This window comes from Streptomyces sp. NPDC014889 (assembly GCF_043081205.1).
Classification (GTDB): Bacteria; Actinomycetota; Actinomycetes; order Streptomycetales; family Streptomycetaceae; genus Streptomyces.
The window spans coordinates 262,922-286,007 of sequence record NZ_JBIBWH010000001.1; the positions used below are offsets into that span (position 1 = coordinate 262,922).

19 protein-coding genes and 1 pseudogene are annotated in these 23,086 nt (G+C 73.4%); 10 read left to right on the forward strand and 10 right to left on the reverse strand.

The features are described 5' to 3' along the window. Positions 1-107 precede the first annotated feature (107 nt). Positions 108-917 (forward strand): endo alpha-1,4 polygalactosaminidase, encoded by an 810-nt coding sequence (locus ACF09J_RS01200; RefSeq protein ID WP_392303283.1) that lies wholly within the window; start codon positions 108-110, stop codon positions 915-917. 10 nt (positions 918-927) lie between these two features. Here ACF09J_RS01200 and ACF09J_RS01205 read toward each other — a convergent pair whose 3' ends face one another. Continuing rightward, entirely contained in the window at positions 928-1,710 is a 783-nt protein-coding gene (locus tag ACF09J_RS01205) for an adenosylcobinamide-GDP ribazoletransferase (protein WP_392303284.1), read from the reverse strand. 75 nt (positions 1,711-1,785) lie between these two features. On the opposite strand from ACF09J_RS01205, the gene ACF09J_RS01210 reads away from it, so the two are divergent. After that, positions 1,786-2,553: a hypothetical protein gene (locus tag ACF09J_RS01210; protein WP_392303285.1), complete on the forward strand. Its 768-nt coding sequence runs from the start codon at positions 1,786-1,788 to the stop codon at positions 2,551-2,553. Positions 2,554-2,568: 15 nt separating this feature from the next. On the opposite strand, the pseudogene ACF09J_RS01215 reads toward ACF09J_RS01210, so the two are convergent. From ACF09J_RS01215 to cobT, 3 genes and pseudogenes are all read right to left on the reverse strand, one after another. Continuing rightward, a pseudogene (locus ACF09J_RS01215) lies at positions 2,569-3,258 on the reverse strand (hypothetical protein); the annotation flags it as partial. Beyond that, a complete protein-coding gene (locus ACF09J_RS01220) occupies positions 3,255-5,051 on the reverse strand; it encodes a phosphatidylglycerol lysyltransferase domain-containing protein (protein WP_392303286.1) in 1,797 nt (598 codons plus the stop codon). The pseudogene ACF09J_RS01215 and the gene ACF09J_RS01220, both read right to left, overlap by 4 nt. A 389-nt stretch (positions 5,052-5,440) precedes the next feature. Then, on the reverse strand, positions 5,441-6,568 hold the full coding sequence (cobT, locus tag ACF09J_RS01225; protein ID WP_392303287.1) for a nicotinate-nucleotide--dimethylbenzimidazole phosphoribosyltransferase: 1,128 nt from the start codon (positions 6,566-6,568) through the stop codon (positions 5,441-5,443). A 156-nt stretch (positions 6,569-6,724) separates the two neighbouring features. On the opposite strand from cobT, the gene ACF09J_RS01230 reads away from it, so the two are divergent. Continuing rightward, positions 6,725-7,807, forward strand: a complete 1,083-nt coding sequence (locus tag ACF09J_RS01230; RefSeq protein WP_392303288.1) for a class I SAM-dependent methyltransferase — start codon at positions 6,725-6,727, stop codon at positions 7,805-7,807. Positions 7,808-7,828: 21 nt separating this feature from the next. On the opposite strand, the gene ACF09J_RS01235 is transcribed toward ACF09J_RS01230, so the two are convergent. Further along, on the reverse strand, positions 7,829-9,040 hold the full coding sequence (locus ACF09J_RS01235) for a bifunctional adenosylcobinamide kinase/adenosylcobinamide-phosphate guanylyltransferase (RefSeq protein WP_392303289.1): 1,212 nt from the start codon (positions 9,038-9,040) through the stop codon (positions 7,829-7,831). Positions 9,041-9,275: 235 nt separating this feature from the next. On the opposite strand from ACF09J_RS01235, the gene ACF09J_RS01240 reads away from it, so the two are divergent. Beyond that, entirely contained in the window at positions 9,276-9,494 is a 219-nt protein-coding gene (locus tag ACF09J_RS01240; RefSeq protein ID WP_100572282.1) for a hypothetical protein, read from the forward strand. Positions 9,495-9,557: 63 nt separating this feature from the next. Here ACF09J_RS01240 and ACF09J_RS01245 read toward each other — a convergent pair whose 3' ends face one another. From ACF09J_RS01245 to ACF09J_RS01255, 3 genes are all read right to left on the reverse strand, one after another. Next, a complete protein-coding gene (locus ACF09J_RS01245; RefSeq protein WP_392303290.1) occupies positions 9,558-10,676 on the reverse strand; it encodes a S1C family serine protease in 1,119 nt (372 codons plus the stop codon). A gap of 92 nt (positions 10,677-10,768) precedes the next feature. Continuing rightward, positions 10,769-11,479 (reverse strand): class I SAM-dependent methyltransferase, encoded by a 711-nt coding sequence (locus ACF09J_RS01250; RefSeq protein ID WP_392303291.1) that lies wholly within the window; start codon positions 11,477-11,479, stop codon positions 10,769-10,771. A gap of 83 nt (positions 11,480-11,562) precedes the next feature. Next, positions 11,563-12,162 carry a DUF3043 domain-containing protein gene (locus ACF09J_RS01255; RefSeq protein ID WP_392303292.1) on the reverse strand — a complete coding sequence of 200 codons (600 nt, stop codon included), beginning with the start codon at positions 12,160-12,162 and terminating at the stop codon, positions 11,563-11,565. 284 nt (positions 12,163-12,446) lie between these two features. On the opposite strand from ACF09J_RS01255, the gene ACF09J_RS01260 reads away from it, so the two are divergent. The 5 genes from ACF09J_RS01260 to ACF09J_RS01280 all read left to right on the forward strand — a co-directional run bounded on the left by ACF09J_RS01260 (position 12,447) and on the right by ACF09J_RS01280 (position 19,290). Then, positions 12,447-13,244 carry a PspA/IM30 family protein gene (locus tag ACF09J_RS01260; protein ID WP_392303293.1) on the forward strand — a complete coding sequence of 266 codons (798 nt, stop codon included), beginning with the start codon at positions 12,447-12,449 and terminating at the stop codon, positions 13,242-13,244. Positions 13,245-13,299: 55 nt separating this feature from the next. Beyond that, positions 13,300-13,578, forward strand: coding sequence for a hypothetical protein (locus ACF09J_RS01265; RefSeq protein WP_392303294.1), 279 nt, complete (start codon positions 13,300-13,302; stop codon positions 13,576-13,578). Positions 13,579-14,084: 506 nt separating this feature from the next. Further along, entirely contained in the window at positions 14,085-15,305 is a 1,221-nt protein-coding gene (locus ACF09J_RS01270) for a sensor histidine kinase (RefSeq protein WP_392303295.1), read from the forward strand. After that, positions 15,302-15,985: a response regulator gene (locus ACF09J_RS01275; RefSeq protein WP_392303296.1), complete on the forward strand. Its 684-nt coding sequence runs from the start codon at positions 15,302-15,304 to the stop codon at positions 15,983-15,985. Before ACF09J_RS01270 ends, ACF09J_RS01275 begins: the two co-directional genes overlap by 4 nt. Positions 15,986-16,176: 191 nt before the next feature. Further along, positions 16,177-19,290, forward strand: a complete 3,114-nt coding sequence (locus ACF09J_RS01280) for an efflux RND transporter permease subunit (RefSeq protein ID WP_392303297.1) — start codon at positions 16,177-16,179, stop codon at positions 19,288-19,290. 89 nt (positions 19,291-19,379) lie between these two features. On the opposite strand, the gene nadA is transcribed toward ACF09J_RS01280, so the two are convergent. Then, a complete protein-coding gene (nadA, locus tag ACF09J_RS01285) occupies positions 19,380-20,573 on the reverse strand; it encodes a quinolinate synthase NadA (protein WP_392303298.1) in 1,194 nt (397 codons plus the stop codon). 242 nt (positions 20,574-20,815) lie between these two features. Here nadA and ACF09J_RS01290 point away from each other — a divergent pair, with 242 nt between their 5' ends. Next, complete coding sequence (locus ACF09J_RS01290; RefSeq protein WP_006135694.1) at positions 20,816-21,172, forward strand: iron-sulfur cluster assembly accessory protein; 357 nt, start codon at positions 20,816-20,818, stop codon at positions 21,170-21,172. A 90-nt stretch (positions 21,173-21,262) separates the two neighbouring features. On the opposite strand, the gene ACF09J_RS01295 is transcribed toward ACF09J_RS01290, so the two are convergent. Continuing rightward, on the reverse strand, positions 21,263-23,086 hold a 1,824-nt coding region (locus ACF09J_RS01295), incomplete at its 5' end, for a hypothetical protein (RefSeq protein WP_392303299.1).

Sequence of the window (23,086 nt, forward strand, 5' to 3'; positions counted from 1 at the left end):
GGCGCGAGGCGCGCACCGCCCACCGGCCGGGCAACTCGCGTGCCGGCCAACGGAATCGGAGAGGATCGTCGGACGTACCTCCGTCACGGCACCCAGGAGCCCGCCCGTTGAGAGCACTGATCCTGCGCGTCCTCGCGCCGACCGCCGCACTCCTGCTGCTCGCGGGCTGCGCCGCCCACCCGGACGACGACGGCCGCGACGACGGCCGCCCCGCCGCCGCGCGCTGGCAGCCGCGTCCGGGCACGAGCTGGCAGTGGCAGCTCAGCGGCCGCCTCGACACGTCCGTACAGGCCGCGGTCTACGACATTGACGGCTTCGACCACCCGGCGGCCACGGTCGCCCGGCTGCACCGCGAGGGCCGCAAGGTGATCTGCTACGTCTCGACCGGCGCCTGGGAGGAGTTCCGCCCGGACGCGAAGAAGTTCCCGGCCTCCGTCCTCGGCCGGGGCAACGGCTGGAAGGGCGAGCGCTGGCTCGACATCCGCCGTACCGACGTCCTCGAACCCCTGATGGCGGCCCGCCTCGACATGTGCCGCGAGAAGGGCTTCGACGCCGTCGAGCCGGACAACATGGACGGCTACAGGAACCGCACCGGCTTCCCGCTGACCGCCGCCGACCAGCTTCGCTACAACCGCCTGGTGGCGAAGCTGGCCCACGACAGGGGCATGGCGGTCGGCCTGAAGAACGACCTGGACCAGATCCCGGAGCTGGTCGCGGACTTCGACTTCGCGGTCAACGAACAGTGCGCCCAGTACGGCGAATGCGCCGCACTGAAGCCGTTCGTCGCGGCGGGCAAGGCGGTGTTCCACGCCGAGTACGAGCTGCCGACCAGCAGCTTCTGCGCGCAGTCCGGCCGGCTGGGGCTCAGCTCGCTGCTGAAGAAGTACGAACTCGGCGTGTGGCGCCGCACCTGCTGAGCCGCGCCGCTCAGCGCAGGGCCAGGACGACCAGCGCGGTGGTGGCGGCCGTCTCGGCGAGCGCGCCGAAGACGTCGCCCGTCACTCCGCCGAAGCGGCGCGTGCAGTGGCGCAGGAGGAGTTCGGCGGCGGCCGGGGCGGCGACCACGGCAAGCGCCGTGAGCGCCCAGCCGTGGGTGCCGAGGAACGCGCCCGCCGCCGTCGCGGCCGCCGCGACCACGAGGGCCGCGCCGATCGCGCCCCGCAACGGGACCACCCCCGCGACCGCGGCCCCCAGCCCCTCCGGGCGGGCGGCAGGCACCCCGGTGCGGGCGGCCAGCGTCAGGACCAGCCGGGCGACCGTCGCCGAGACGACGGCGGCGAACGCGCCGCGGGCCCAGGAGCCGTCGTAGGCCCGGGTCAGGGCGGCCACCTGGGCCAGCAGCACGAACACGAGCGTGATCACCCCGAAGGGGCCGATGTCCGACTGCTTCATGATCCGCAGCGCGTCCTCGGCGGGCTTGCCGCTGCCGAGCCCGTCCGCGGTGTCGGCGAGCCCGTCCAGATGCAGGCCGCGGGTCAGCGCGGCCGGCACGGCGACGGTGCCGACGGCCGCCAGCGGGGCGCCCGCGCCGGCCAGGAGCAGCAGCAGTCCCACGGCCGCCGCCGCGACCCCGACCACGAGTCCGGCGAGCGGCGCGCAGAGCATCCCGCCGCGTGCCGCCCCGCGGTCCCAGCGGGTCACCCTGACCGGCAGGACGGTGAGGGTGCCGAAGGCGAACCGCGGCCCGTGCGGCGAGGGGATCTGGAACACGCGGGCAGACTACGGGACCTGCGCGGGCCCCTCGGCGGCCGGGCGGGCGACCGGCGGAGGCGGCACACTGCATACATGGGCCACTGGCTGGAGCGGAACATCGTCGAACCCGGCAAGCTGCCCCTGCTCCTGGCCCTGGCCGGCTTCGTCCTCACCTTCGTGGTCACCCGGGTGATCACCCGGCAGATCCGCGCCGGCAAGGGCCCCTTCCGCAACGTCAAGGCCGGCGGGCTGCACATCCACCACGCCGTGCCCGGTGTCGTGCTGACCATTCTCGGCGGTTTCGGCGTGGTGGCCGGCAGCGGCCGGCACGAGGCCGCCACGGCGGCCTTCGCGGTCGTCTTCGGCGTCGGCGCGGGCCTCGTGCTGGACGAGTTCGCGCTGATCCTGCACCTGGACGACGTCTACTGGACCGAGTCGGGCCGCAAGAGCGTCGAGGTCGTGGTGCTCACGGCCGCGCTGGTCGCGCTGGTGCTCGCCGGTTTCTCCCCGTTCGGCGTCAACAACCTGACCCAGGCCGAGTTGCAGGACCGCGGGGCGGTCATCACCAGCGTGGTCGTGAACTTCCTCTTCTCCCTCGTGGCCCTGAGCAAGGGCAAGGGCCGTATCGCCCTGTTCGGCGTGATCATTCCGTTCGTCGCGCTGTTCGGCGCGATCCGCCTGGCCCGCCCCGACTCCTACTGGGCCAGGCGCTTCTACCGCCACCGCCCGCGCGCCCTGGCCCGGGCCGGCCGGCGCGCCGACCGGCACGACCGCCGCTGGTCGCGCCCCCGCCGGGCGTTCCAGGACTGGATCGCGGGCAAACCGGACCAGCAGCCGACCCGCCTCACCGGGCGCAGATGACGCCGCCCCGGGCGCGGGCGGCGCCGTCCCGGGCTCGCGCGGCGCCGCGGCGCACCGCGCCCGGCCCCGGGCCGCCGACAGCGCGCACAGCAGCAGCGCCCCCGCGATGGCCGCCAGATGCTCCTTGCCGGCCAGGTTCTGCTTCAGGCCGACCTCCAGCGCCATGGCCGCGGCCACCGCGCCCGCCGTGACGTACGCCCCGTAGCGGCAGCCGACGTAGACCGCGAGACCCACCACGGCCGCCGACGGGCCGGTGTCCACCACGTGCGCGTCCGTGCCGGGCAGACCGAGCGGGTGGTGCGGGCCGAGAGCGATGCCCAGGCGCGCGTAGAGGGTGCCGGAGAGGGTGGCGACGTAGGCGACGGCGAGGGTACGCGGCCGGCCCAGGCAGATCTCGGCGATGCCGAACACGCACAGGACCTGCGCCAGCGCGCCCCACACCGGCAGGTCGAGGGCCGGCACGAACAGCGACAGGGGAGTGCGCAGCAGCGCGAGCCACAGCGGCTCCGCGGCCCGTACGGCCCCGATGTACTGCACCGGGCCGTAGCCCCAGGACTGGTTCTGCACCCACTGGAGCACCGCCGTCAGGCCGACCGCTGTGACGGTCAGCGGGACGGCCCGCAGGCGCCGCCCCAGCAGCGGCTCCCGCACGCCGGCGTACAGCGGCCCCCATTCGGCCCGGGCCCGGTGGGCGAGCGCGGTCATCCGCGCGTCTCCAGGTGCCCTCGGCGCAGCCACTTCGGCGGTCGCGGCCCCTCCAGGAACCCCTCCGCGCGGGCCGCCGCGAGGCCGATGCGCAGCAGGTCCGCGCTCTTCTCGAACAGCAGGAACCGCGGCTCCCAGATGGGCCGGTACTTGGCGTTCGCGCGGTACAGCGACTCGATCTGCCACCAGCGGGAGAACAGCCCGAGCAGCGATCGCCACAGCCTCAGCACCGGTCCCGCGCCGAGGCGCGCCCCCCGTTCGAAGACCGAGCGGAACACGGCGAAGTTGAGCGAGACCTGGGTGATCCCGAACTCCCGGGCCCGGCGCAGCAGGTCGAGCACCATGAACTCCATGAGCCCGTTGCCCGCGTGCCGGTCGCGCCGCATCACGTCCAGGGACAGCCCGTGCGGCCCCCACGGCACGAAGGACAGCAGTGCCCTGAGCTCACCGCGGGCGTCATGGCACTCCAGCATCACGCACTGCCCGTCCCGCGGGTCGCCGAGCCGGCCGAGGGCCATGCTGAAACCACGTTCGGTGGGCCCGTCCCGCCAGTCGTCCGCCCGGTCGGTCAGGTACGCCATCTCGTCCGCGGGGATGTCCTGGTGCCGCCGCACGCGCACCGAGTACCCGGCCCGCCCGACCCGGTTGTAGGCCTGCCGCACGGTGCGCATGGCCCGCCCGTCCAGGGTGAAGCCGTCGACCTCGACCACGGCCTCGTCACCCAGCTCCAGGGCGTCGAGGCCGTGCCGCGCGTACACCGTGCCGGCCTCCTCGCTCGCGCCCATCACGGCCGGGATCCAGCCGTGCGCCCGTGCCGCGGCCAGCCAGCCCTCGATGGCGCCGGGCCAGGCCTCCGGGTCACCGAGCGGGTCGCCGGAAGCCAGGGACACCCCGCCGAGGACGCGGTAGGCGACGGCAGCCTTGCCGGTCGGCGACCAGATCACGCTCTTGTCCTGGCGCAGCGCGAAGTAGCCGAGCGAGTCGCGCTCGCCGTGCCGCGCGAGCAGTTCCCGCAGCCGTCTCTCGTCGTCGGCGGTGAGCGGGTCGACGGCGCGGCGGGAGCGGAAGGCCGCGTACAGGACGGCGAGGACCAGGAGCGTGGACAGCACGTTGATCGACACGTTCACCCAGTTCGGGGTGTCGATGCCGGGGAAGCGTGCCTCGGAGACGGCGACCGACACCAGCCGCAGCGTGCCGTAGTGCCAGCGCTGGAGGTACGTCGAACGGGCCGCGTCCGGCGCCTGGTTGGTGACCGTCACCAGCAGCGTGGCGAGCAGCGAGGAGAGCAGCAGCCCGCCGAGGCCGACGGCGGCGGCGAGCCGCGGGTTGGCGCGGTCGCCCTTGGCGTAGAACTCGCGGCGGCCGAGCAGCAGCGCGGCGACGAACGCGGCGGTGAGGGCCAGGGAGATCCAGTTCTGGGGGGAGCGGCGGATCTCCGGGAAGGTCATGGTGAACGCGAACAGCACCAGAAATGGCCCGGACAGCGCCAGGTTCAGGATCCAGGCGGCCCGCTTGCGCCGCCGCATCGTGATGGCCAGGAAGGCGGCGAGCACGCCGGAGGCGAAGCCGGCGGTCAGCAGGTACGGCGTGAAGAGGTCCTCCTGGTTGTGCCGCCGCACGTCCCGCTCCAGAGAGACCCACACCGCGCTGAGGAAGTTGACGAACGCCACCGCCCGCAGGTACCAGACGGCGAACGCGGCCGCCCGGCGCGAGGCCCCGCCGCCAGGCCGCCCCGCCTCGGCCACGCGGACCGGCGCCCGCTCCTCACGCACGGCAATTCGGGCATCTCCCATGAACAGTGATCATATGGGCGCCTCCTCGGCGACCCTCCCTTTTCACCCGCCGTCCGTGCGCGACGGACCGCGCCCGCCGGAGGCTGTCCGATTCAGGCGCGGCTGACCGCCGCGCTCCCGCGCCGGTCGGTGCGGCTTGGCCACGGCGCGCCGGGCATCCGTTCGCTGCGACGGGGACGCCCGGCCGTGCGACGCGGGGGCCGCCGGTCGGTACCGGGTTCCGGGTGGGCGATTGCAGCCCGCCGGGCGGTGTCGGGGGCACGGTGCTGTGGGGCCGGGCCCATGCCTGGACCGCCGGCCGGTGACGGCCGCGGGCGACAGCCCGTCCCCGGCCGTGGCGGTTGTCGGTTCGGCCGGGCGGGTTCCGTTGTGGGGAGGGCGGCGGTTGGTTACTCCTCCGTCGACTTTTCCTCGGCCTCGTCGGCCTCGTCGGCCTCGGTCGGTCCGGGCTCCGGGGTGGCCGAGGTCTCCTGCGGGCGTTCGGGGAGTTCCGCGGCCAGGGCGGCGGCGTTCTGGACCAGGGGAAGGGCCAGCAGCGCGCCCGCACCCTCGCCGACGCGAACGCCGTGGTTCACGAGTGGTTCCAGGGCCATCCGGTCCAGGGCCTTGGCCTGGCCCGGCTCGCCGCTGTCGTGGCCGGCCAGCCACCAGTCCGGCGCCCGGAACGCCACCCGCTGCCCCACCAGCGCGCAGGCCGCCGACACCACGCCGTCCAGGATCACCGGCAGCTTCCGCACCGCGCACTGCAGCAGGAAACCCGTCATCGCGGCGAGGTCGGCGCCGCCCACCGTGGCCAGCAACTGCAACTGGTCGCCCAGGACGGGCCGGGCCCGGCGCAGCGCGTCCCGGATCGCCGCGCACTTGCGCATCCACGCGAGGTCGTCGATCGGCTCGCCACCGCGGCCCGTCACCACCGACGCGTCCGTCCCGCACAGCGCGGCGATCAGCACGGCGGCCGACGTCGTCCCGCCGACGCTGATGTCGCCCAGCACCACGAGGTCCGTACCGGAGTCGGCCTCCTCGTCGGCCACCGCCACACCCGCCCGGAAGGCCGCCTCCGCCTCCTCCAGGGTCAGCGCGTCCTCGATGTCGACGCGCCCGCTGCCGCGCCGCACCCGGTGCCGTACGACGGCCTCGGGCAGCGACTCGGGCGCGCAGTCCAGCGCCATGTCGACCACCCGCACCGGCACGCCGAGCCGCCGGGCCAGCACGGACACCGGCCGGCCGCCGTCGAGGACGGCCCGTACCAACTGCTCGGCACTGCCCGCCGGACGGACCGACACGCCCAGTTCCGCGACCCCGTGGTCGCCGGCGAACAGCACCGCCTTCGGCCGATCGACCGGCCGCACCGCTACGGCGGACTGCGCCGAGGCCAGCCACTCACCCAGGTCGTCGAGGCGGCCCAGTGCGCCGGGCGGCACGATCTGACGCTCCCGGCGCGCCTCGGCGTCACGGCGAACGCCGCCGTCCGGGCGCTCGATCAGATCGGTGAAGTCGTCGAGATTCAGCGAGCTCATTCGCCGAACAGTACCGGCCCGGATTCCACCGGGCGGCGCCACATCGCCACCACACCCGTACGGCGTCTTTCCGGCCAAGATCCGGATCCCATACGTTCCCTTTGCAGTGACTTGTTCTCACGACGTGTTCTCACAGTGACCCACCGGGAGCCGCCCATGCCGCCCCTGCCGTACGCCCCGGGGTTCTACGACCCGCGCCGCCTCGCCTACGCCGCCGAACTCGCCCGGGGCACCGGCCGTTTCCAGGAGCCGCCCCGCGCGGACTGCCCCTGGTGCGGCTCCGGGCGGCTGCGCACCCGGCTGCGCGCGCCGGACCTGCTCCAGCACAAGCCGGGCACGTTCGCGGTCGACGAGTGCCGGGACTGCGGCCACGCCTTCCAGAACCCCCGGCTCACGGCCGCCGGACTGGCCTTCTACCACCGGGACTTCGACGAGGACGACCCGGAGGGCCTCGCGGACCCGGTGCTCGCGGCCCGCCGCAGCCGCCGCCGGCACCGCTCCGACGCGCGCCTGATGAACCGTCTGGGCGAGCCGGAGAGCTGGCTGGACGTCGGCACGGGCCACGGCGCCTTCCCCGGGGCGGCGCGGGAGGTGTTCCCGTACACCGCCTTCGACGGCCTGGACCCCACTCAGCGCGTGGAGCGGGCCCGCGAGCGGGGACGGGTCGACGAGGCCCACGTCGGGCACCTGGCCGACCCGCACATCGCCGAGCGGCTGCGCGGACGCTACGACGTGGTCAGCGTCTTCCACCATCTGGCCCATGTGCCGGACCCCCGCGCGGAACTGCGGGGCGCCCTCGGCGCGCTGCGCCCCGGCGGGCACCTGCTGGTCGAACTGCCCGACCCGCACTGCCTGCCCGCCCGGCTGCTGGGCCGGTGGTGGCTGCCGCACGGCCAGCCGCGCCATCTGCACCTCCTGCCGCTGGACAACCTCCGCGCGGAACTGGAGGCCCAGGGCTGCACCGTCCTCGTCACCGACCGCCGCACCCCGCACCGGCCCAACGACCTCTCGGCGGCCGCCGCCCTGCTCCTCGCCCATCTGCTGCCCGCCGCCGACGCCCCCTGGCGCGACCACCCGCCCACCAGTCTCCAGCAGACCCTGCGCACCGCCCTGACCGCCCTCACCGGCCCCCTGGTGGAGGCGGTGGCGCTCCTGGACCTGCTCCTCTCGCCCCTCCTCCGCCGAGCCCCCGGCCTCTCCAACACCTACCGCCTCGTCGCCCGCCGTCCCCCGGGCTGACGCCGGCCGGCCCGCGCCGGGTCAGCCGCGCAGCACGAGTGCCTGGCCGGCCACCACCAGCAGGACCTGCTCGCACTCCGCGGCGAACGCGGCGTTCAGGCGGCCGAGTTCGTCGCGGTAGCGGCGGCCGGAGGCGGTGGCGGGGACGATGCCGGAGCCGACCTCGTTGGAGACCGCCACCACGGTGCGCCGGGTGGTGCGGAGGGCGCCGGTCAGGGCGGTCACCCGTTCGCGCAGGGCGCGTTCGCCGCCGCCCGTCCACTCGGCGTCGTCCCAGGCGCGGACGGAGTCCATCGCGTCCGTCAGCCACAGCGACAGGCAGTCGACGAGCAGCGGCGGGCCGTCCTGTTCGAGGAGCGGCACCAGGTCGCACGTCTCGGTCGTCCGCCACGAGCCCGGCCGCCGCTCCCGGTGCGCCGCCACCCGGGCCTCCCACTCGGTGTCCCCGCCGCGGGTGCCGCCGGTGGCCACGTACAGCACACCGGGGAAGGTCTCCAGCCGCCGCTCGGCCTCCACCGACTTGCCCGACCGTGCCCCGCCGAGCACGAGCGTGCGCCGGGGCACCTCCGGAACATCCGGGCCGCCCCCGTATGCCCCGACCGTCAGCGTCGTTCCGTCCGGCACGGCCCGCGCCCCCGCCGCCGCGAGCCGCCGCCGCAGCTCGGGTCCCGGCGGCACGTCGTGGTCCAGATGGACCGCGACGACGTCCGTTCCCGGCCCCACCGCGCCGACCGCCCGCAGCTTGGCCGGCGCGTCGGGGCGCCCCAGCACGTCCGCCAGGACCATGTCGTACGTCTCGGCGGAGCCCTCCTCCAGACCGGCCGGCGCGCCGCCCGGCGGCAGGTACAGCAGCCGCCGCCCGTCCGGGCCGGTCACCGCGTACCCGGTGCCGGGGGCGTCCAGCGCCACCGCCCGCACCCGGTGCCCCGTCCGCAGCGTCAGCTCCCGCCCGTCCGGGGCCCGCCCCGGCTGCGGCAGCCCGGCCGGCACCTCGACCGCGGGACCGTCGTGCGGGTGCGACAGGAGCACGTGCCCCACGCCGCCCAGCGAGAGCCCCGCCCGCGCCGCCGCGAACGCCGCGCCGGGGGTCAGGTCCAGCAGCAGCACCCCGTCCACGAGCAGCGCGGTCGCCGCCCGCGCGTCCGCGCCGAGCGCGGTCGCGCAGGCCGCGCAGGGACAGTCGGGGCGGGGCAGTCCCGCGGGGGCACCGGTGCCGAGCAGAGTCACGTCCACGAACCCGATTTTCGCCTGCAGCCGTGGGTCCCGCGCACCCGGCCGGGGTCTGTCCGGCGGACCGGGGCGGGGAGGCCGACGCGTGCCGCCGGCCCGGGAAGGCGTGCAGGACCCCGCGTCCGGGGCATGATCCACCGCACGGGCGGGAAGCTCCCGAGAGGCCCTAGGCTGCGGGCAGGAGGCCGGACCGGGTCCGGCCCGAGCTGTGCAGTGTGCTCATACCAGGGAGGCGTACATGGCGGCATGGACGTGGCGGTTCGAGACGACCGACGGGACGGAGGTCCAGCCCGCGGTGCAGCCCGAGGAGTTCACCACGCAGGGCGACGCCGAGTCCTGGATCGGGGAGAACTGGAAGGCCCTGGCCGACGGCGGCGCGGACCAGGTCCGGCTGTTCGAGGACGCCAAGGAGATCTACGGCCCGATGAGCCTGCACGCGGACGAGGCATCGGCCTAGGCCCTGTCGTCAGGGACGATCGGCCCTGGGGGCGGGCGGCCGCCGGTGGCCGCCCGCCCCCGCTCACTGCTCGCCCAGCGTCACGTCCACCGTCTTCCGGCTGTTGTCGCGCGAGAACGTCACCGTCGTCCGCTGTCCCGGCCGGTCGGCGGCGAGCACCTCCGACAGCGAGGTGACGGTGGTGATGTCCTTGCCGCCGACCTTGGTGATGATGTCCCCGGACCGGATGCCCGCGCGCGCCGCGGCCCCGCCCGACTTCACGTCCACAACCGCGACCCCGGCGGGCTCGTAGTTCACGTCGACGACGGTGCGCCCGGTGATGCCGAGCGCGGCACGGCCGGAGTCGACGACCTTGCCGTACCGCACGATCTGCCCGGCGATCGTCTTCACCGTGGACGCCGGGATCGCGAAGCCGATGCCGGGCGCCGCGCTGCCGCCGAGCTGCGGGTCGGCGGCAGCGAGCGTCGGGATGCCGATGACCTGGCCGTTCAGGTTCACCAGCGCGCCCCCGCTGTTGCCCGGGTTGATCGCGGCCGACGTCTGCACCATGCCGGCGATCGTGGCCCCCGTGCCGCTGTCGCTCTGCCCCTCGCTGACGGTGCGCCCGGTCGCAGACACGATCCCCTGGGTCACGCTCGACGACAGCCCGAGCGGCGAGCCCATGGCCAGCACGATCTGCCCCACCTCGACCTTCCCCGACTCGCCGAAGGCGGCCGCCCGCAGCCCGTGGGGCACCTTGTCCAGCTTGACGACGGCGAGGTCCTGGTCCGGGTACGAGGAGACCAGCGTGGCGGTGAGCGACGCCTCGCTGTTCGCCGTGGTCACGCGGAACGTCTTCCCCGTCCCGACGACGTGCGCGTTGGTGACGACGTGCCCCTTGTCGTCGTACACGACCCCGGACCCCAGCTGGTTGCCGGACTGGATCTGCACGACCGACGGCAGCACCGTCTTGATCACCCGCAGGTAGGCGTTCTGCAGATCGTTCGCCGAGTTCGAAACGGCCGGCCGGCGGACACCGGCGGGATCCGGCCCACCGGAGGCGTCCCGCGACCCGCTGGCCGCCGCCTGCGGGTCGGCCGCCGGGTGACATCCGGACAGCAGCGCGGCACAGCAGACGAGCACGATGACCGCGGCGACCGGCCGCGAAGCACGGGCAAGGGCACGCACGGGAAGGACGTCCATGCCCCGAGTCTCTCCACGCCCCGCACCCCCGGCTCCCGGTACGCACCCGAACGAGCGGCGGCCACGGGTGGCCGGCGGCGGGGCCCGGAGCGTCAGCCGCGCACCCCGCACAGATGCAGCAGCGCCGCCACCGCGCGGTAGGGGTCCGTGCGGCCGGCCCGTTCCTCGGCCGCCAGGAGGGTCTCCAGCGTTTCGGTGTCGGCCGGCGGCTCCGCGTCGTCCGCCGCCGTGTCCGTGAAGATGCGTACGCCGTACCAGGTGCGCAGCGGCGCCCCGATCCCGGCGAGGGTCGCCGTCAGGTGGGCGAGCCGGTCCGCCCGTACTTCGAGCCCCAGCCGGTTGCGGTACGCCGTCGTGTCGAACGCCGCCAGCGCCGTCGGCCACTCGCCGGACAGCCCCGGGCGCAGCGCCAGCGCGTCGCCGTTGCGCACCAGCAGCGACAGCAGACCGCCCGGCGCGAGCATCCGGGCCAGCCCCGCGAGCAGCGGGTCCGGCTCCTCGACGTACATCAGCACCCCGTGGCACAGCACCACGTCGAAACTGCCCGGCAGGAAGTGCACGCCGGTGTCCTGGCCGTCGCCCTCGACGATCCGCATCCGCGCCCGGATGCCTTCCGGCTCGGCGGCCAGCGCGGCACGCGCCACGGAGATCATCGTCTGGTCCCGTTCGAGACCGGTGACCTGGTGCCCGGCCCGGGCCAGCCGCAGCGCCTGAGTGCCCTGGCCCATGCCCACGTCGAGCACCCGCAGCCGCTGTCCGACCGGGAACCGCCCGGCTATCTGCTCGTCGAGCTGCCGGGCCACCAGTTCCTGTCGTACGACGTCACGCAGACAGCCCAGCTTGTTCAGCCAGGCGTCCGCGGCACTCCCGGAGAAAGCGGTCGCGCTCAGGGCCGCTCCCCGCGCTTGACCTGCGGCTTGGGCAGCCGGAGCCGGCGCATCTGGAGGGAGCGCATCAGGCCGTAGGCGACCGCGCCGCGCTTGTTCTGGTCCGGGAAGCGCTCGTTCAGGCGCTTCTTCAGCCGGAAACCGCTGAGCGCCGAGTCCAGCACGATCAGGACGATCACGACGAGCCACAGCAGCAGCGCGATGTTCTGCAGCGCGGGCAGCCGGATCATGCTCAGCACCAGGATGACCACGGCCATCGGCAGGAAGAACTCCGCGATGTTGAACCGCGAGTCGACGAAGTCCCGCGCGAACCGGCGCACCGGGCCCTTGTCGCGGGCCGGCAGATAGCGCTCGTCACCGCTCGCCAGCGCCTGGCGCTGCCGCTCCAACTGGACTCGGCGCTCCTCGCGCTGCCGCTTGGCGGCATCCTTGCGCGTCGTCGGCGTGTTGGCGACACTGCGGCGCTGGGAGCGCGCCTCACTCCGCTTGGGCGTGGGGCGGCCCTTGGGGGCCTGCGGGTCGCGGGACTGCTTGGAGATGCTCACCGGTGCCTTGTCGGCGACCGGGGCCTTCTCTTCCTTGGCACGGCTACGGAACACAAAACCCAAGGGTAAGGGCTTGACCCGCATGGACCCCAGTCCCGCGGGGAACGATCCGGCAACACCGATCGTCTGTAGGGGGACAGAGGGGACGTCGCGACCACTGTCGCCCGGCGGTCAGGGGGGCCACCTCCTCCCTGCGCCGGAGCGGAGGCGGACGCAGTCGTCCTTGGGGATGACCGTATCCGCTCCCGAACAGTGCGGTAATGGTCACAGGGCCCGTACTGTGGGTTCTGTCGCAGAGCTGTGAGCTGGAGTCCGTCAGAAGGGGGCGCGCGAAGCCCATGAGCGGTGTCATGAAGCGTATGGGGATGATCTTCCGCGCGAAGGCGAACAAGGCCCTTGACCGGGCCGAGGACCCGCGCGAGACCCTCGATTACTCGTACCAGAAGCAGTTGGAGCTGCTCCAGAAGGTGCGGCGCGGTGTCGCGGACGTGGCGACCAGCCGCAAGCGACTGGAGCTCCAGCTGAACCAGCTGCAGCAGCAGTCCGGCAAGCTGGAGGACCAGGGCCGCAAGGCGCTCGCCCTGGGCCGCGAGGACCTGGCCCGCGAGGCGCTCTCGCGTCGTGCCGCGCTCCAGCAGCAGGTGACGGACCTCGAGACGCAGCACGCCACGCTCCAGGGCGAGGAGGAGAAGCTCACTCTGGCGGCCCAGCGCCTGCAGGCCAAGGTCGACGCCTTCCGTACGAAGAAGGAGACCATCAAGGCGACCTACACGGCGGCCCAGGCGCAGACCCGGATCGGCGAGGCGTTCTCCGGCATCTCCGAGGAGATGGGCGACGTCGGCCTGGCCATCCAGCGGGCCGAGGACAAGACCGCGCAGCTCCAGGCCAGGGCCGGCGCGATCGACGAGCTGCTCGCCTCCGGCGCCCTGGACGACCCCTCCGGCCTGGCCAAGGACGACATCCAGACCGAGCTGGACCGGCTCTCCGGTGGTACGGATGTGGAGCTGGAGCTCCAGCGCATGAAGGCGGAGCTGGCCGGAGGCTCGTCCGCGGACCGGCAGGCGATCGAGGGCGGCGCGGGCGAGGGCCGGAACCAGCAGCAGCCGCAGGACACCCCCCGCTTCGACAAGCAGTAGCCGCGTCGAGGCAGCCATGTCACCGGACCGCCGGGGCCACGCCGAGGAGGGCGACATGATCGTACGGATCATGGGAGAGGGACAGGTGAGGCTGGCCGACGGCCACCTCGCCGACCTGAACGAACTGGACGACGATCTCCTGGCCGAGATGGAGAAGGGCGACGGCCCTGGCTTCCGTCGCACCCTCGAGGCCCTGCTGTCCAGGGTCCGCGAACTGGGCGAGCCCGTGCCGGACGACTCCCTGGAGCCGTCCGACCTGATCCTCCCCTCCGCGGACGCCACCCTGGAGGAGGTCCGGGACCTGCTGAGCGACGACGGCCTCATTCCCGGCTGACGCCGGCTGAGGTCCGGCGGGGGCCGGGCGAGATTCGGGGTGAGGCCCCCGGTGGGGCCCCAGTGACGAGCGACGGCCCGTCCGGGGAGCACGGCACCCCCCGTGCAGGGCCCGCGCCAGAACGCGCCCCGGCTGTTCCCGTGCCGGTCGTCGCCGTCCCGGCCCCGGTTGTCGCCGTTCCCGTGCCGGGCAGCGGCGTTCTCGTGCCGGACACTGCGGGTCCCATGCTGGGCAGCGGCGTCCTGTGCCGGTTGTCGCCGTTTTCGCGCCGGGCAGCGCCGTCCCTACGCCTGGACGCTGCCGTTCCCGTGCCGGACAGCGCCTCCCTGGGCCGGATGCCGCCGTCTCGCTCCGGTTGTCGCCGACCCCGTGCCGGGCAGCGCCGTTCCTGTGCCCAGACGCTGCCGTTCCCGTGCCGGACACCGCCGCTCCCGCGCCCCAGGCTGTCGTCCCCGCCCCGGACGCCCCCGTCCCCCCGCCGCCCGGACCCCGTACCGTAGGCAGGCGTGACCACCCTGGACCGCGCTCGATGCCGGCTGAAGGCGCATCCCCTCGCACTGGACGCGGCCCTCGCGGCCGGCGTCCTCGTGTGCATGGTGGTCGGCTCCTTCGTGGGTCCGCGCGGCGACCACGTCGTGAGCTGGGGCGTGCGCCGGCCGGATCTGCTCAGCCTGCTCCTCATGGTCCTCGGCGCCGCCGCGCTCGTACTCCGCCGCCGCGCCCCCCGCACCGTCCTCGCTGTCACCGGCACCATGTCCGTCGTCGAGTTCGTCACCGGGGACCCCCGCGCCCCCGTCGCGATGTCCGCCGTGGTCGCCCTCTTCACCGTCGCGGCCGTCACCGACCGTCTCACCACCCTGCGCCTGGGCCTGACCACCATGACCGTGCTGACCGGCGCCGCCATGCTCGCCGGGCCGATGCCCTGGTACGCGCAGGAGAACCTGGCGATCTTCGCCTGGACCGGCATGGCAGCCGCCGGCGGTGACGCCGTGCGCAGCCGCCGGGCCTTCGTGCACGCCATCCGGGAACGCGCCGAGCGCGCCGAGCGCACCCGCGAGGAGGAGGCCCGCCGCCGGGTCGCCGAGGAGCGCCTGCGCATCGCCCGCGACCTGCACGATGTCGTCGCCCACCACATCGCCCTGGTCAATGTGCAGGCCGGCGTGGCGGCCCACGTCATGGACAAGCGGCCCGACCAGGCCAAGGAGGCCCTCGGCCACGTCCGGGAGGCCAGCCGCTCCGCGCTCGACGAACTGCGCGCCACCGTGGGCCTGCTCCGGCAGTCCGGCGACCCGGAGGCCCCCACGGAACCGGCCCCAGGACTCGACCGCCTCGACGAGCTCGTCGGCACCTTCCGCAGCGCCGGACTGCACGTCGAGGTCGCCCGCGCCGACCACGGCACCACCCTGCCGGCCGCCGTCGACCTGGCCGCGTTCCGGGTCATCCAGGAGGCCCTCACCAATGTGCAGAAGCACGCGGGCACGCAGGCGAAGGCCGAGGTCAGTGTCGTACGCGTCGGACCGCACATCGAGATCACGGTCCTGGACGACGGCGCCGGCCGGACCGTGGGAGCACAGCCGGGCGGCGGACACGGGCTGCTGGGCATGCGCGAGCGGGTCACCGCCCTGGTCGGCACCCTCACCACCGGCCCCCGCTACGGCGGCGGCTTCCGCGTCCATGCGATCCTGCCGGTCGAGACCCGCACGCGCGCCCCGGGGGACCCCGTATGACGATCCGTGTCCTGCTCGCCGACGACCAGGCGCTGCTGCGCAGTGCCTTCCGGGTGCTCGTCGACTCCGAGCCGGACATGGAGGTGGTGGGGGAGGCGTCCGACGGCGCCGAGGCCGTACGGCTCGCCAAGGAACAGCGGGCCGACGTGGTGCTGATGGACATCCGCATGCCCGGCACCGACGGCCTCGCGGCCACCCGCATGATCAGCGCCGACCCCTCCCTCGCCCAGGTGCACGTGGTCATCCTGACCACCTTCGAGGTGGACGACTACGTGGTGCGCTCGCTGCGCGCGGGCGCCAGCGGCTTCCTCGGCAAGGGCAGCGAGCCCGAGGAGCTGCTGAACGCCATCCGGATCGCGGCGCAGGGGGACGCGCTGCTGTCCCCCGTGGCCACCAAGGGCCTGATCGCCCGCTTCCTCGCCCAGGGCGACGCGTCGGACGACGGCCGCGACCGGGCCCGCCCCAGCCGGCTGGACGCGCTGACCGTGCGGGAGCGCGAGGTGCTCGTCCAGGTCGCCGGCGGCTACTCCAACGACGAGATCGCCGAGCGCCTGGAGGTCAGCCCGCTGACTGTGAAGACCCACGTCAACCGGGCCATGGCCAAGCTCGGCGCCCGCGACCGGGCACAGCTCGTGGTCATCGCCTACGAGTCCGGACTGGTGCGTCCCAGGCCGCAGTGAGCGGCCCGGGCGGCGGTACGTCCAGGGGTGGAGCGCCGCGCACCCGCGCGTACTGCGCAGGGAGTAGGTGCCGCCGCGGAAATGGACCAGGGGGCTACGGATCCGCGTCCGCGCGTGCCCGAAGGTGTAGGGGTGGCGCTCCCTGTGTGCGCCCGTGCCGCCTGCCGCTCACAGAATAGAGACCCTGACCCATGTCCTGGCTGTCCAGATTCAGCCTCGCGCAACGGGCCCTGATCGGGCTGATGTCGATCGTCGCACTCGTCTTCGGGGCGATCGCGATACCCCAGCTCAAGCAGCAGCTCCTGCCCAGCATCGAGCTTCCCATCGTGTCCGTCCTGGCGCCCTACCAGGGCGCGTCCCCGGACGTCGTGGAGAAGCAGGTCGTCGAGCCGCTCGAGAACAGCCTCAAGGCCGTCGACGGCATCACTGGCGTCACCTCCACGGCCAGCGAGGGCAACGCCGTGCTCATGGCGTCCTTCGACTACGGCAACAACACCAAGCAGCTCGTCGCCGACGTCCAGCAGGCCGTCAACCGGGCCCGCGCCCAGCTCCCGAGCGACGTCGACCCGCAGGTGGTGGCCGGTTCCACCGACGACATGCCCACCGTCGTCCTCGCCGTCACCTCCGACAAGGACCAGCAGGCCCTGGCCGACCAGCTCGACAAGGCGGTCGTGCCGGAGCTGAAGAACATCGACGGCGTGGGCCAGGTCACCGTCGACGGCGTACGGGACCTCCAGGTCACCGTCACCCCCGACGACAAGAAGCTCGCCGCGGCCGGCCTCAGCTCCGCCGCCCTGAGCCAGGCCCTCCAGGCGGGCGGCGCCACCCTCCCGGCCGGTTCCTTCGACGAGGACGGCGCCAACCGCACCGTCCAGGTCGGCGGCGGCTTCACCTCGCTGAAGCAGATCCAGGACCTGATGGTCGCCGGCGAGGCCGCGGGCGCGGGCGCGAAGAAGCCGGTCCGGCTCGGCGACGTCGCCACCGTCAAGCAGGAGCCGGCCAAGGCCGACTCCATCACCCGTACCGACGGAAAGCCCAGCCTCTCCGTCGTCGTCACCATGGACCACGACGGCAGCGCGGTCGCCATCTCGAACGCCGTCGAGGACAAGCTGCCCGCGCTGCGCGACGCGCTCGGCTCCGGGGCGAAGATCACTGTCGTCAGCGACCAGGGTCCGGCCGTGGCCAAGGCCATCGACGGCCTGACCACCGAGGGCGCGCTCGGCCTGCTCTTCGCGGTCCTGGTCATCCTGGCCTTCCTGGCCTCGGTCCGCTCCACGCTCGTGACGGCGGTGTCGATCCCGCTCTCCGTGGTCCTCGCGCTGATCGTGCTGTGGACCCGCGACCTGTCGCTGAACATGCTGACGCTGGGCGCGCTCACCATCGCCATCGGCCGGGTCGTCGACGACTCGATCGTGGTCCTGGAGAACATCAAGCGCCACCTCGGCTACGGCGAGGAGCGCCGCGAGGCCATCCTCACCGCGGTGCGCGAGGTGGCCGGCGCGGTGACCTCCTCCACGCTCACCACCGTCGCCGTGTTCCTGCCGATCGGCCTGGTCGGCGGCATGGTGGGCGAGCTGTTCGGCCCGTTCAGCCTCACCGTCACCGCGGCCCTGCTGGCCTCGCTGCTGGTGTCGCTGACGGTCGTGCCGGTGCTCTCGTACTGGTTCCTGCGCGCGCCGAAGGGCACGCCCGCCGAGGCCGAGGAGGCCCGCCGCCGGGCGGAGGAGAAGGAGGCCGCCAGCCGCCTCCAGCGCCTCTACGTCCCCGTCCTGCGCTTCGCCACCCGGCGCCGGCTGACCAGCGTGCTGATCGCGGTCGTCGTCCTGTTCGTCACCTTCGGCATGACCCCGCTGCTGAAGACGAACTTCTTCGACCCCGGCGACCAGAAGGTCCTCAGCGTCAAGCAGCAGCTCATGCCGGGCACCAGCCTGGCGGCGACGGACGCCGCGGCCCGCAAGGTCGAGCGCGAGCTCGCCGAGGTCGACGGGGTCAAGGACTACCAGGTCACGATCGGCTCTTCCGGCTTCATGGCGGCCTTCGGCGGCGGCACGGACACCAACCGGGCCTCCTACCAGGTGATGATCGAGGACTCCGCGTCCGCCGACGACGTGCGCACCCGTATCGAGGACCGCCTGCACAAGCTGTCCGGCATCGGCACCACCACGGTCGCGGCCGGCAGCGGCTTCGGCGACCAGGATCTGAAGGTGGTCGTCAAGGCGGGTGACTCCGACGCGCTGCGCCGGGCCGCCGAGCAGGTCCGCACGGCGGTCGCCAAGCTGGACGACGTCACCGACGTCACCAGCGACCTGTCGCAGAGCGTGCCGCGCATCTCGGTGCGGGCCAACGACAAGGCGGCGGCGGCCGGCTTCACCGACCAGAGCCTCGGCATGGCCGTCACCCAGGCGGTCAAGGGCACCAACGCGGCCAAGGCGATGCTGGACGACACCGAGCGGAACGTCGTCATCCGGTCGGCGAAGCCCGCGACGACCCTGGACGAGCTGAAGAACCTGCGGCTCGGCCCGGTGAAGCTCGGCGACATCGCGACCGTCAAGCTGGTCGACGGGCCGGTGTCGATGACCCGGATCGACGGTCAGCGTGCCGCCACGATCACGGCCAAGCCGACCGGTGACAACACCGGCGCGGTCAGCGCGGACCTCCAGTCCAAGATCGACGCGCTGAAGCTGCCCGCGGGCGCGACGGCCGAGATCGGGGGCGTCACCTCCGACCAGGACGACGCCTTCAAGAACCTGGGCCTGGCCATGCTGGCGGCGATTGCGATCGTCTTCATGCTGCTGGTCGCGACCTTCCGCTCGCTGGCCCAGCCGCTGATCCTGCTGGTCTCCATCCCGTTCGCGGCCACCGGCGCGCTGGGTCTGCTGATCGTCACCGGCACGCCGATGGGTGTCCCGGCGATGATCGGCATGCTGATGCTGATCGGCATCGTGGTGACCAACGCGATCGTGCTGATCGACCTCGTCAACCAGTACCGCGAGCGCGGTTACGGGATCGTCGAGGCTGTGGTGGAAGGCGGCCGTCACCGTCTGCGCCCGATCCTCATGACGGCCCTGGCCACGATCTTCGCCCTGCTTCCGATGGCCCTGGGCGTCACCGGCGAGGGCGGCTTCATCGCCCAGCCGCTGGCCGTGGTCGTGATCGGCGGCCTGATCACCTCCACCCTGCTGACCCTGCTCCTGGTCCCGACGCTCTACGCCATGCTGGAACTCCGCAAGGAGCGCCGCGCGAAGAAGCGCGCGGCGAGGCGGGCGGCGACGGAGGAGAAGGTGCTGGAAACCGCCGGCGTGTAGGCACACCGTGTGAGCAACGCGAAGGCCCGGTCCACGCTCGTGGACCGGGCCTTTCCCGTCGGAACCGCGGCGCGGGGGCCGCGGAGCCGCTACGGCAGCGCCAGCATGCGTTCCAGGGCGAGCTTGGCGTGGTCCTCCGTCTCCTTGTCCACCTGGATGCGGTTGACCAGGTTGCCCTCGGCGAGGGACTCCAGGGCCCAGACCAGGTGGGGCAGGTCGATGCGGTTCATCGTGGAGCAGAAGCAGACCGTCTTGTCGAGGAAGACGATCTCCTTGTCCTCGGAGGCGTAACGGTTCGCCAGCCGGCGTACCAGGTTCAGCTCCGTGCCGATGGCCCACTTGGAGCCGGCGGGCGCGGCGTCGAGCTTGTTGATGATGTACTCGGTCGAACCGACGTGGTCCGCCGCGGCCACGACCTCGTGCCGGCACTCGGGGTGCACCAGCACGTTCACCCCGGGGATCCGCCCGCGGACGTCGTTCACCGAGTCCAGGCTGAAGCGGCCGTGCACCGAGCAGTGGCCCCGCCACAGGATCATCTTCGCCGCTCGCAGCTCCTCGGCGGTCAGGCCGCCGTTCGGCTTGTGCGGGTTGTAGACGACGCAGTCGTCCAGCGACATGCCCATGTCCCGTACGGCCGTGTTCCGGCCCAGGTGCTGGTCGGGCAGGAACAGGACCTTCTCGCCCTGCTCGAAGGCCCACTCCAGCGCCCTCTTCGCGTTCGACGACGTACAGATCGTGCCACCGTGCTTGCCCGTGAAGGCCTTGATGTCGGCGGAGGAGTTCATGTACGACACCGGCACGACCTGGTCGGCGATCCCGGCCTCGGTGAGCACGTCCCAGCACTCGGCGACCTGCTCGGCCGTGGCCATGTCGGCCATGGAGCAGCCGGCCGCCAGGTCCGGCAGGACCACCTTCTGCTCGTCGGACGTCAGGATGTCCGCGGACTCGGCCATGAAGTGCACACCGCAGAACACGATGTACTCGGCCTCCGGGCGCGCGGCCGCCTCCCGGGCCAGCTTGAAGGAGTCGCCCGTGACGTCGGCGAACTGGATGACCTCGTCGCGCTGGTAGTGGTGGCCGAGCACGAAGACCTTGCTGCCGAGCTTCTCCTTGGCCGCGCGGGCCCGTGCCACCAGGTCCGGGTCGGACGGGGCGGGCAGGTCACCGGGGCACTCGACGCCGCGCTCGCTCTTCGGGTCGGCCTCGCGGCCGAGCAGCAGGAGGGCGAGCGGCGTCGGCTGGACGTCGAGGTCCTGGGTCTGGGCGGTGGTCACGACACGCACCCTTTCTACTTTTCGTCGAATTGACGCTATCTATGATAGCTGCTTCACGTCACTTTGACGATCGCCATAGTGTCCATGTGACGTGAATCCCGGCGTCGGAGCCGCATTCCCACTCGTGTGCGAGCATGAAGTGGACGAGCCTGGAGAAGAGAAAAAGCACGCGCCCGGCCCGGAATGATTCCGCGGCCTTGCCGGTTGCACTCGTCGGCAAGCAGTCTCCGTACAACCCGGGAGAGATGTAGATGTCCGTATCGGACGAGACCACCACCGTCACCGACGGCATCATCCTGACCGACGCCGCCGCGTCCAAGGTCAAGGCCCTGCTCGACCAGGAAGGCCGTGACGATCTCGCCCTGCGCGTCGCCGTCCAGCCCGGTGGCTGCTCCGGCCTGCGCTACCAGCTCTTCTTCGACGAGCGTTCCCTCGACGGCGACGTGGAGAAGGACTTCGGCGGGGTCAAGGTCGTCACCGACCGCATGAGCGCGCCCTACCTGGGCGGCGCCACCATCGACTTCGTGGACACCATCGAGAAGCAGGGCTTCACGATCGACAACCCGAACGCGACCGGTTCCTGCGCCTGCGGCGACTCCTTCAGCTGATCCGGGCACGGTAGGACACGGAAGGCGGCGGACCCTTTCACGGGTCCGCCGCCTTCGTTCTGCTCCCGCGCCCGCGGGCCCGCGCCGGTGTCAGCGGGCGAGCGAGGGCGACCCCGGCAGCCGTGCCCCCGGCCGCTCCAGGGGGATGGCCTGCCCGTCGGAGCCGACCACCTCGCGGTCGTCGAGCGGCCGGTCCAGGCGCACGGTGCGGTGGTACTCCTCGGCGATCATGATGCAGACCGTGTCCGGCCACGCGGTCTCGGTCACGGTGACCGTCACCCGGCCGGAGCTCTCCCGCGCCGACGCCCGGTAGTCGGCGCACACCCCGCCCTCGAAGCGGACGGTCAGCTCCTCTCCGTCGACGCGGTAGCCGGTCACCTTCACGTCACGCGTGACCGGGGCGCCGTCCGAGTGCCTCGGCGCCGGACTCGTCGGCCGGGGCTGCCCGGAGGGCGGCGGGGTCGAGGTCAGGTACTCCGGTTCGACGGCCGGATACGTCACCGTGGAACCGGCGCCCTGCCCGTCCTGCGGCCGGACCTCGAAGAGCCAGGACGGGACGAGCGTCTGCTGTCCCTCGGAGGAGTACGCGGCAAGACCGAAGACCGCCTTGCCGATGGCGACGGCGTCCTCCGGGGCGGGAGCCTCCGTGTCGGGGGCGGTGTTCGACGTCCCGCACGGCGCCTCCAGACGGTCCTTGTGCGGTACGGGGGTGGCGCAGCCGCCGATGCCCACGCGGTGGCCGGCCCGCCGCAGGGCGCCGTTCATCAGGTCCAGCGTCCTGCGCGCGCTCAGCACCGGGTAGGTGTCGCCCTTCACCGGCGCCTTCAGCCGACCGCTGCCGCCGACCACCTCGCCCTGCCGGTCGATGTTCAGGCCGGTCGCCCAGCCGTATGTGGGCAGCCCGCCGATCCGCGGATCGGCGTTGACGACCCGGAGGTCACCCATGGTCTGGGTGGCCTCCGCCTTGGCGTCGTCCTGGCCCAGGGCCTTGAGCACCGGGGCCGCCGCCTTCAGCGCCGTCGCCGTGTTCACCGGGGTGGCGGGCGGGGTCGCCGGGTGGTTCGTGCACTGGGCGCCCTTGCAGTCGTCGGAGCCCGGCGCGTACCGGCTGAACGTCCAGGCGCCCGGTGCCTTCCGCTCGACGCGGAGGACCGGCCCGGAACCGTCCTTACCGGACCCGACCCGCCACGCCTGGGCGTCGGCCACCGGCGTGCCGTCGACGCCGAGCGCCTCGGCGAGCCGGGCCACCTCGTCCCGGCCGACGTCGCCACGCGCCCGGTACACCGGCGCCGAGCCGGGCCCGTCGGGCAGGGGGCCGTCCACCCGGTAGACCGTGCCGTACGGGTTGGGCTCACCGGGCGCGATCCCGTTCGTACCGCCCGCGCCGCCGGAGCCGGGGGCGGTGTACCCGTCGAGGACGAGCGGCCGCGGCGTGCCGTGCCCACCGGACGAGGCCGTACGCCCCCCGGGATCCGAGGCGAGCACGACCCCGCCCCCACCCACCAGCAACACGGCGGCGGCCACGGCCGCGACCACCACAGGCGACCGCCCCCGACCTCGCCTGCCACCGGGGTGCCGGGCGGTGTCGGTCATCCCGGTGACATCCGGGACGCCGACCGCCTGCGAGCCCTGCCGGCCCTCCGGGCCCCGCGTGACCGCGTCCGAGCCCACCGAGCCCTGAGGCCCCTCGGAGGCCTGGCCCGCCGACTCGGCCCGGGCGTCACCCACCGGCTCACGCCAAGGCTCGGCCCCGACCGTGGGCTCGGCGTCAGCCTCGGGCTCGGAGTGGGCGTCGGAACTGGTCCCGGCTTCGCCTTCGGACTCGGCCCGGGCCCGGGACCTTGCCTCGGCCTCCGGCCCGGCCTTGCGCCCGGCCCCGGCCCGGTCGTCGGGCCCGGTCCGGTCTTCGGATCC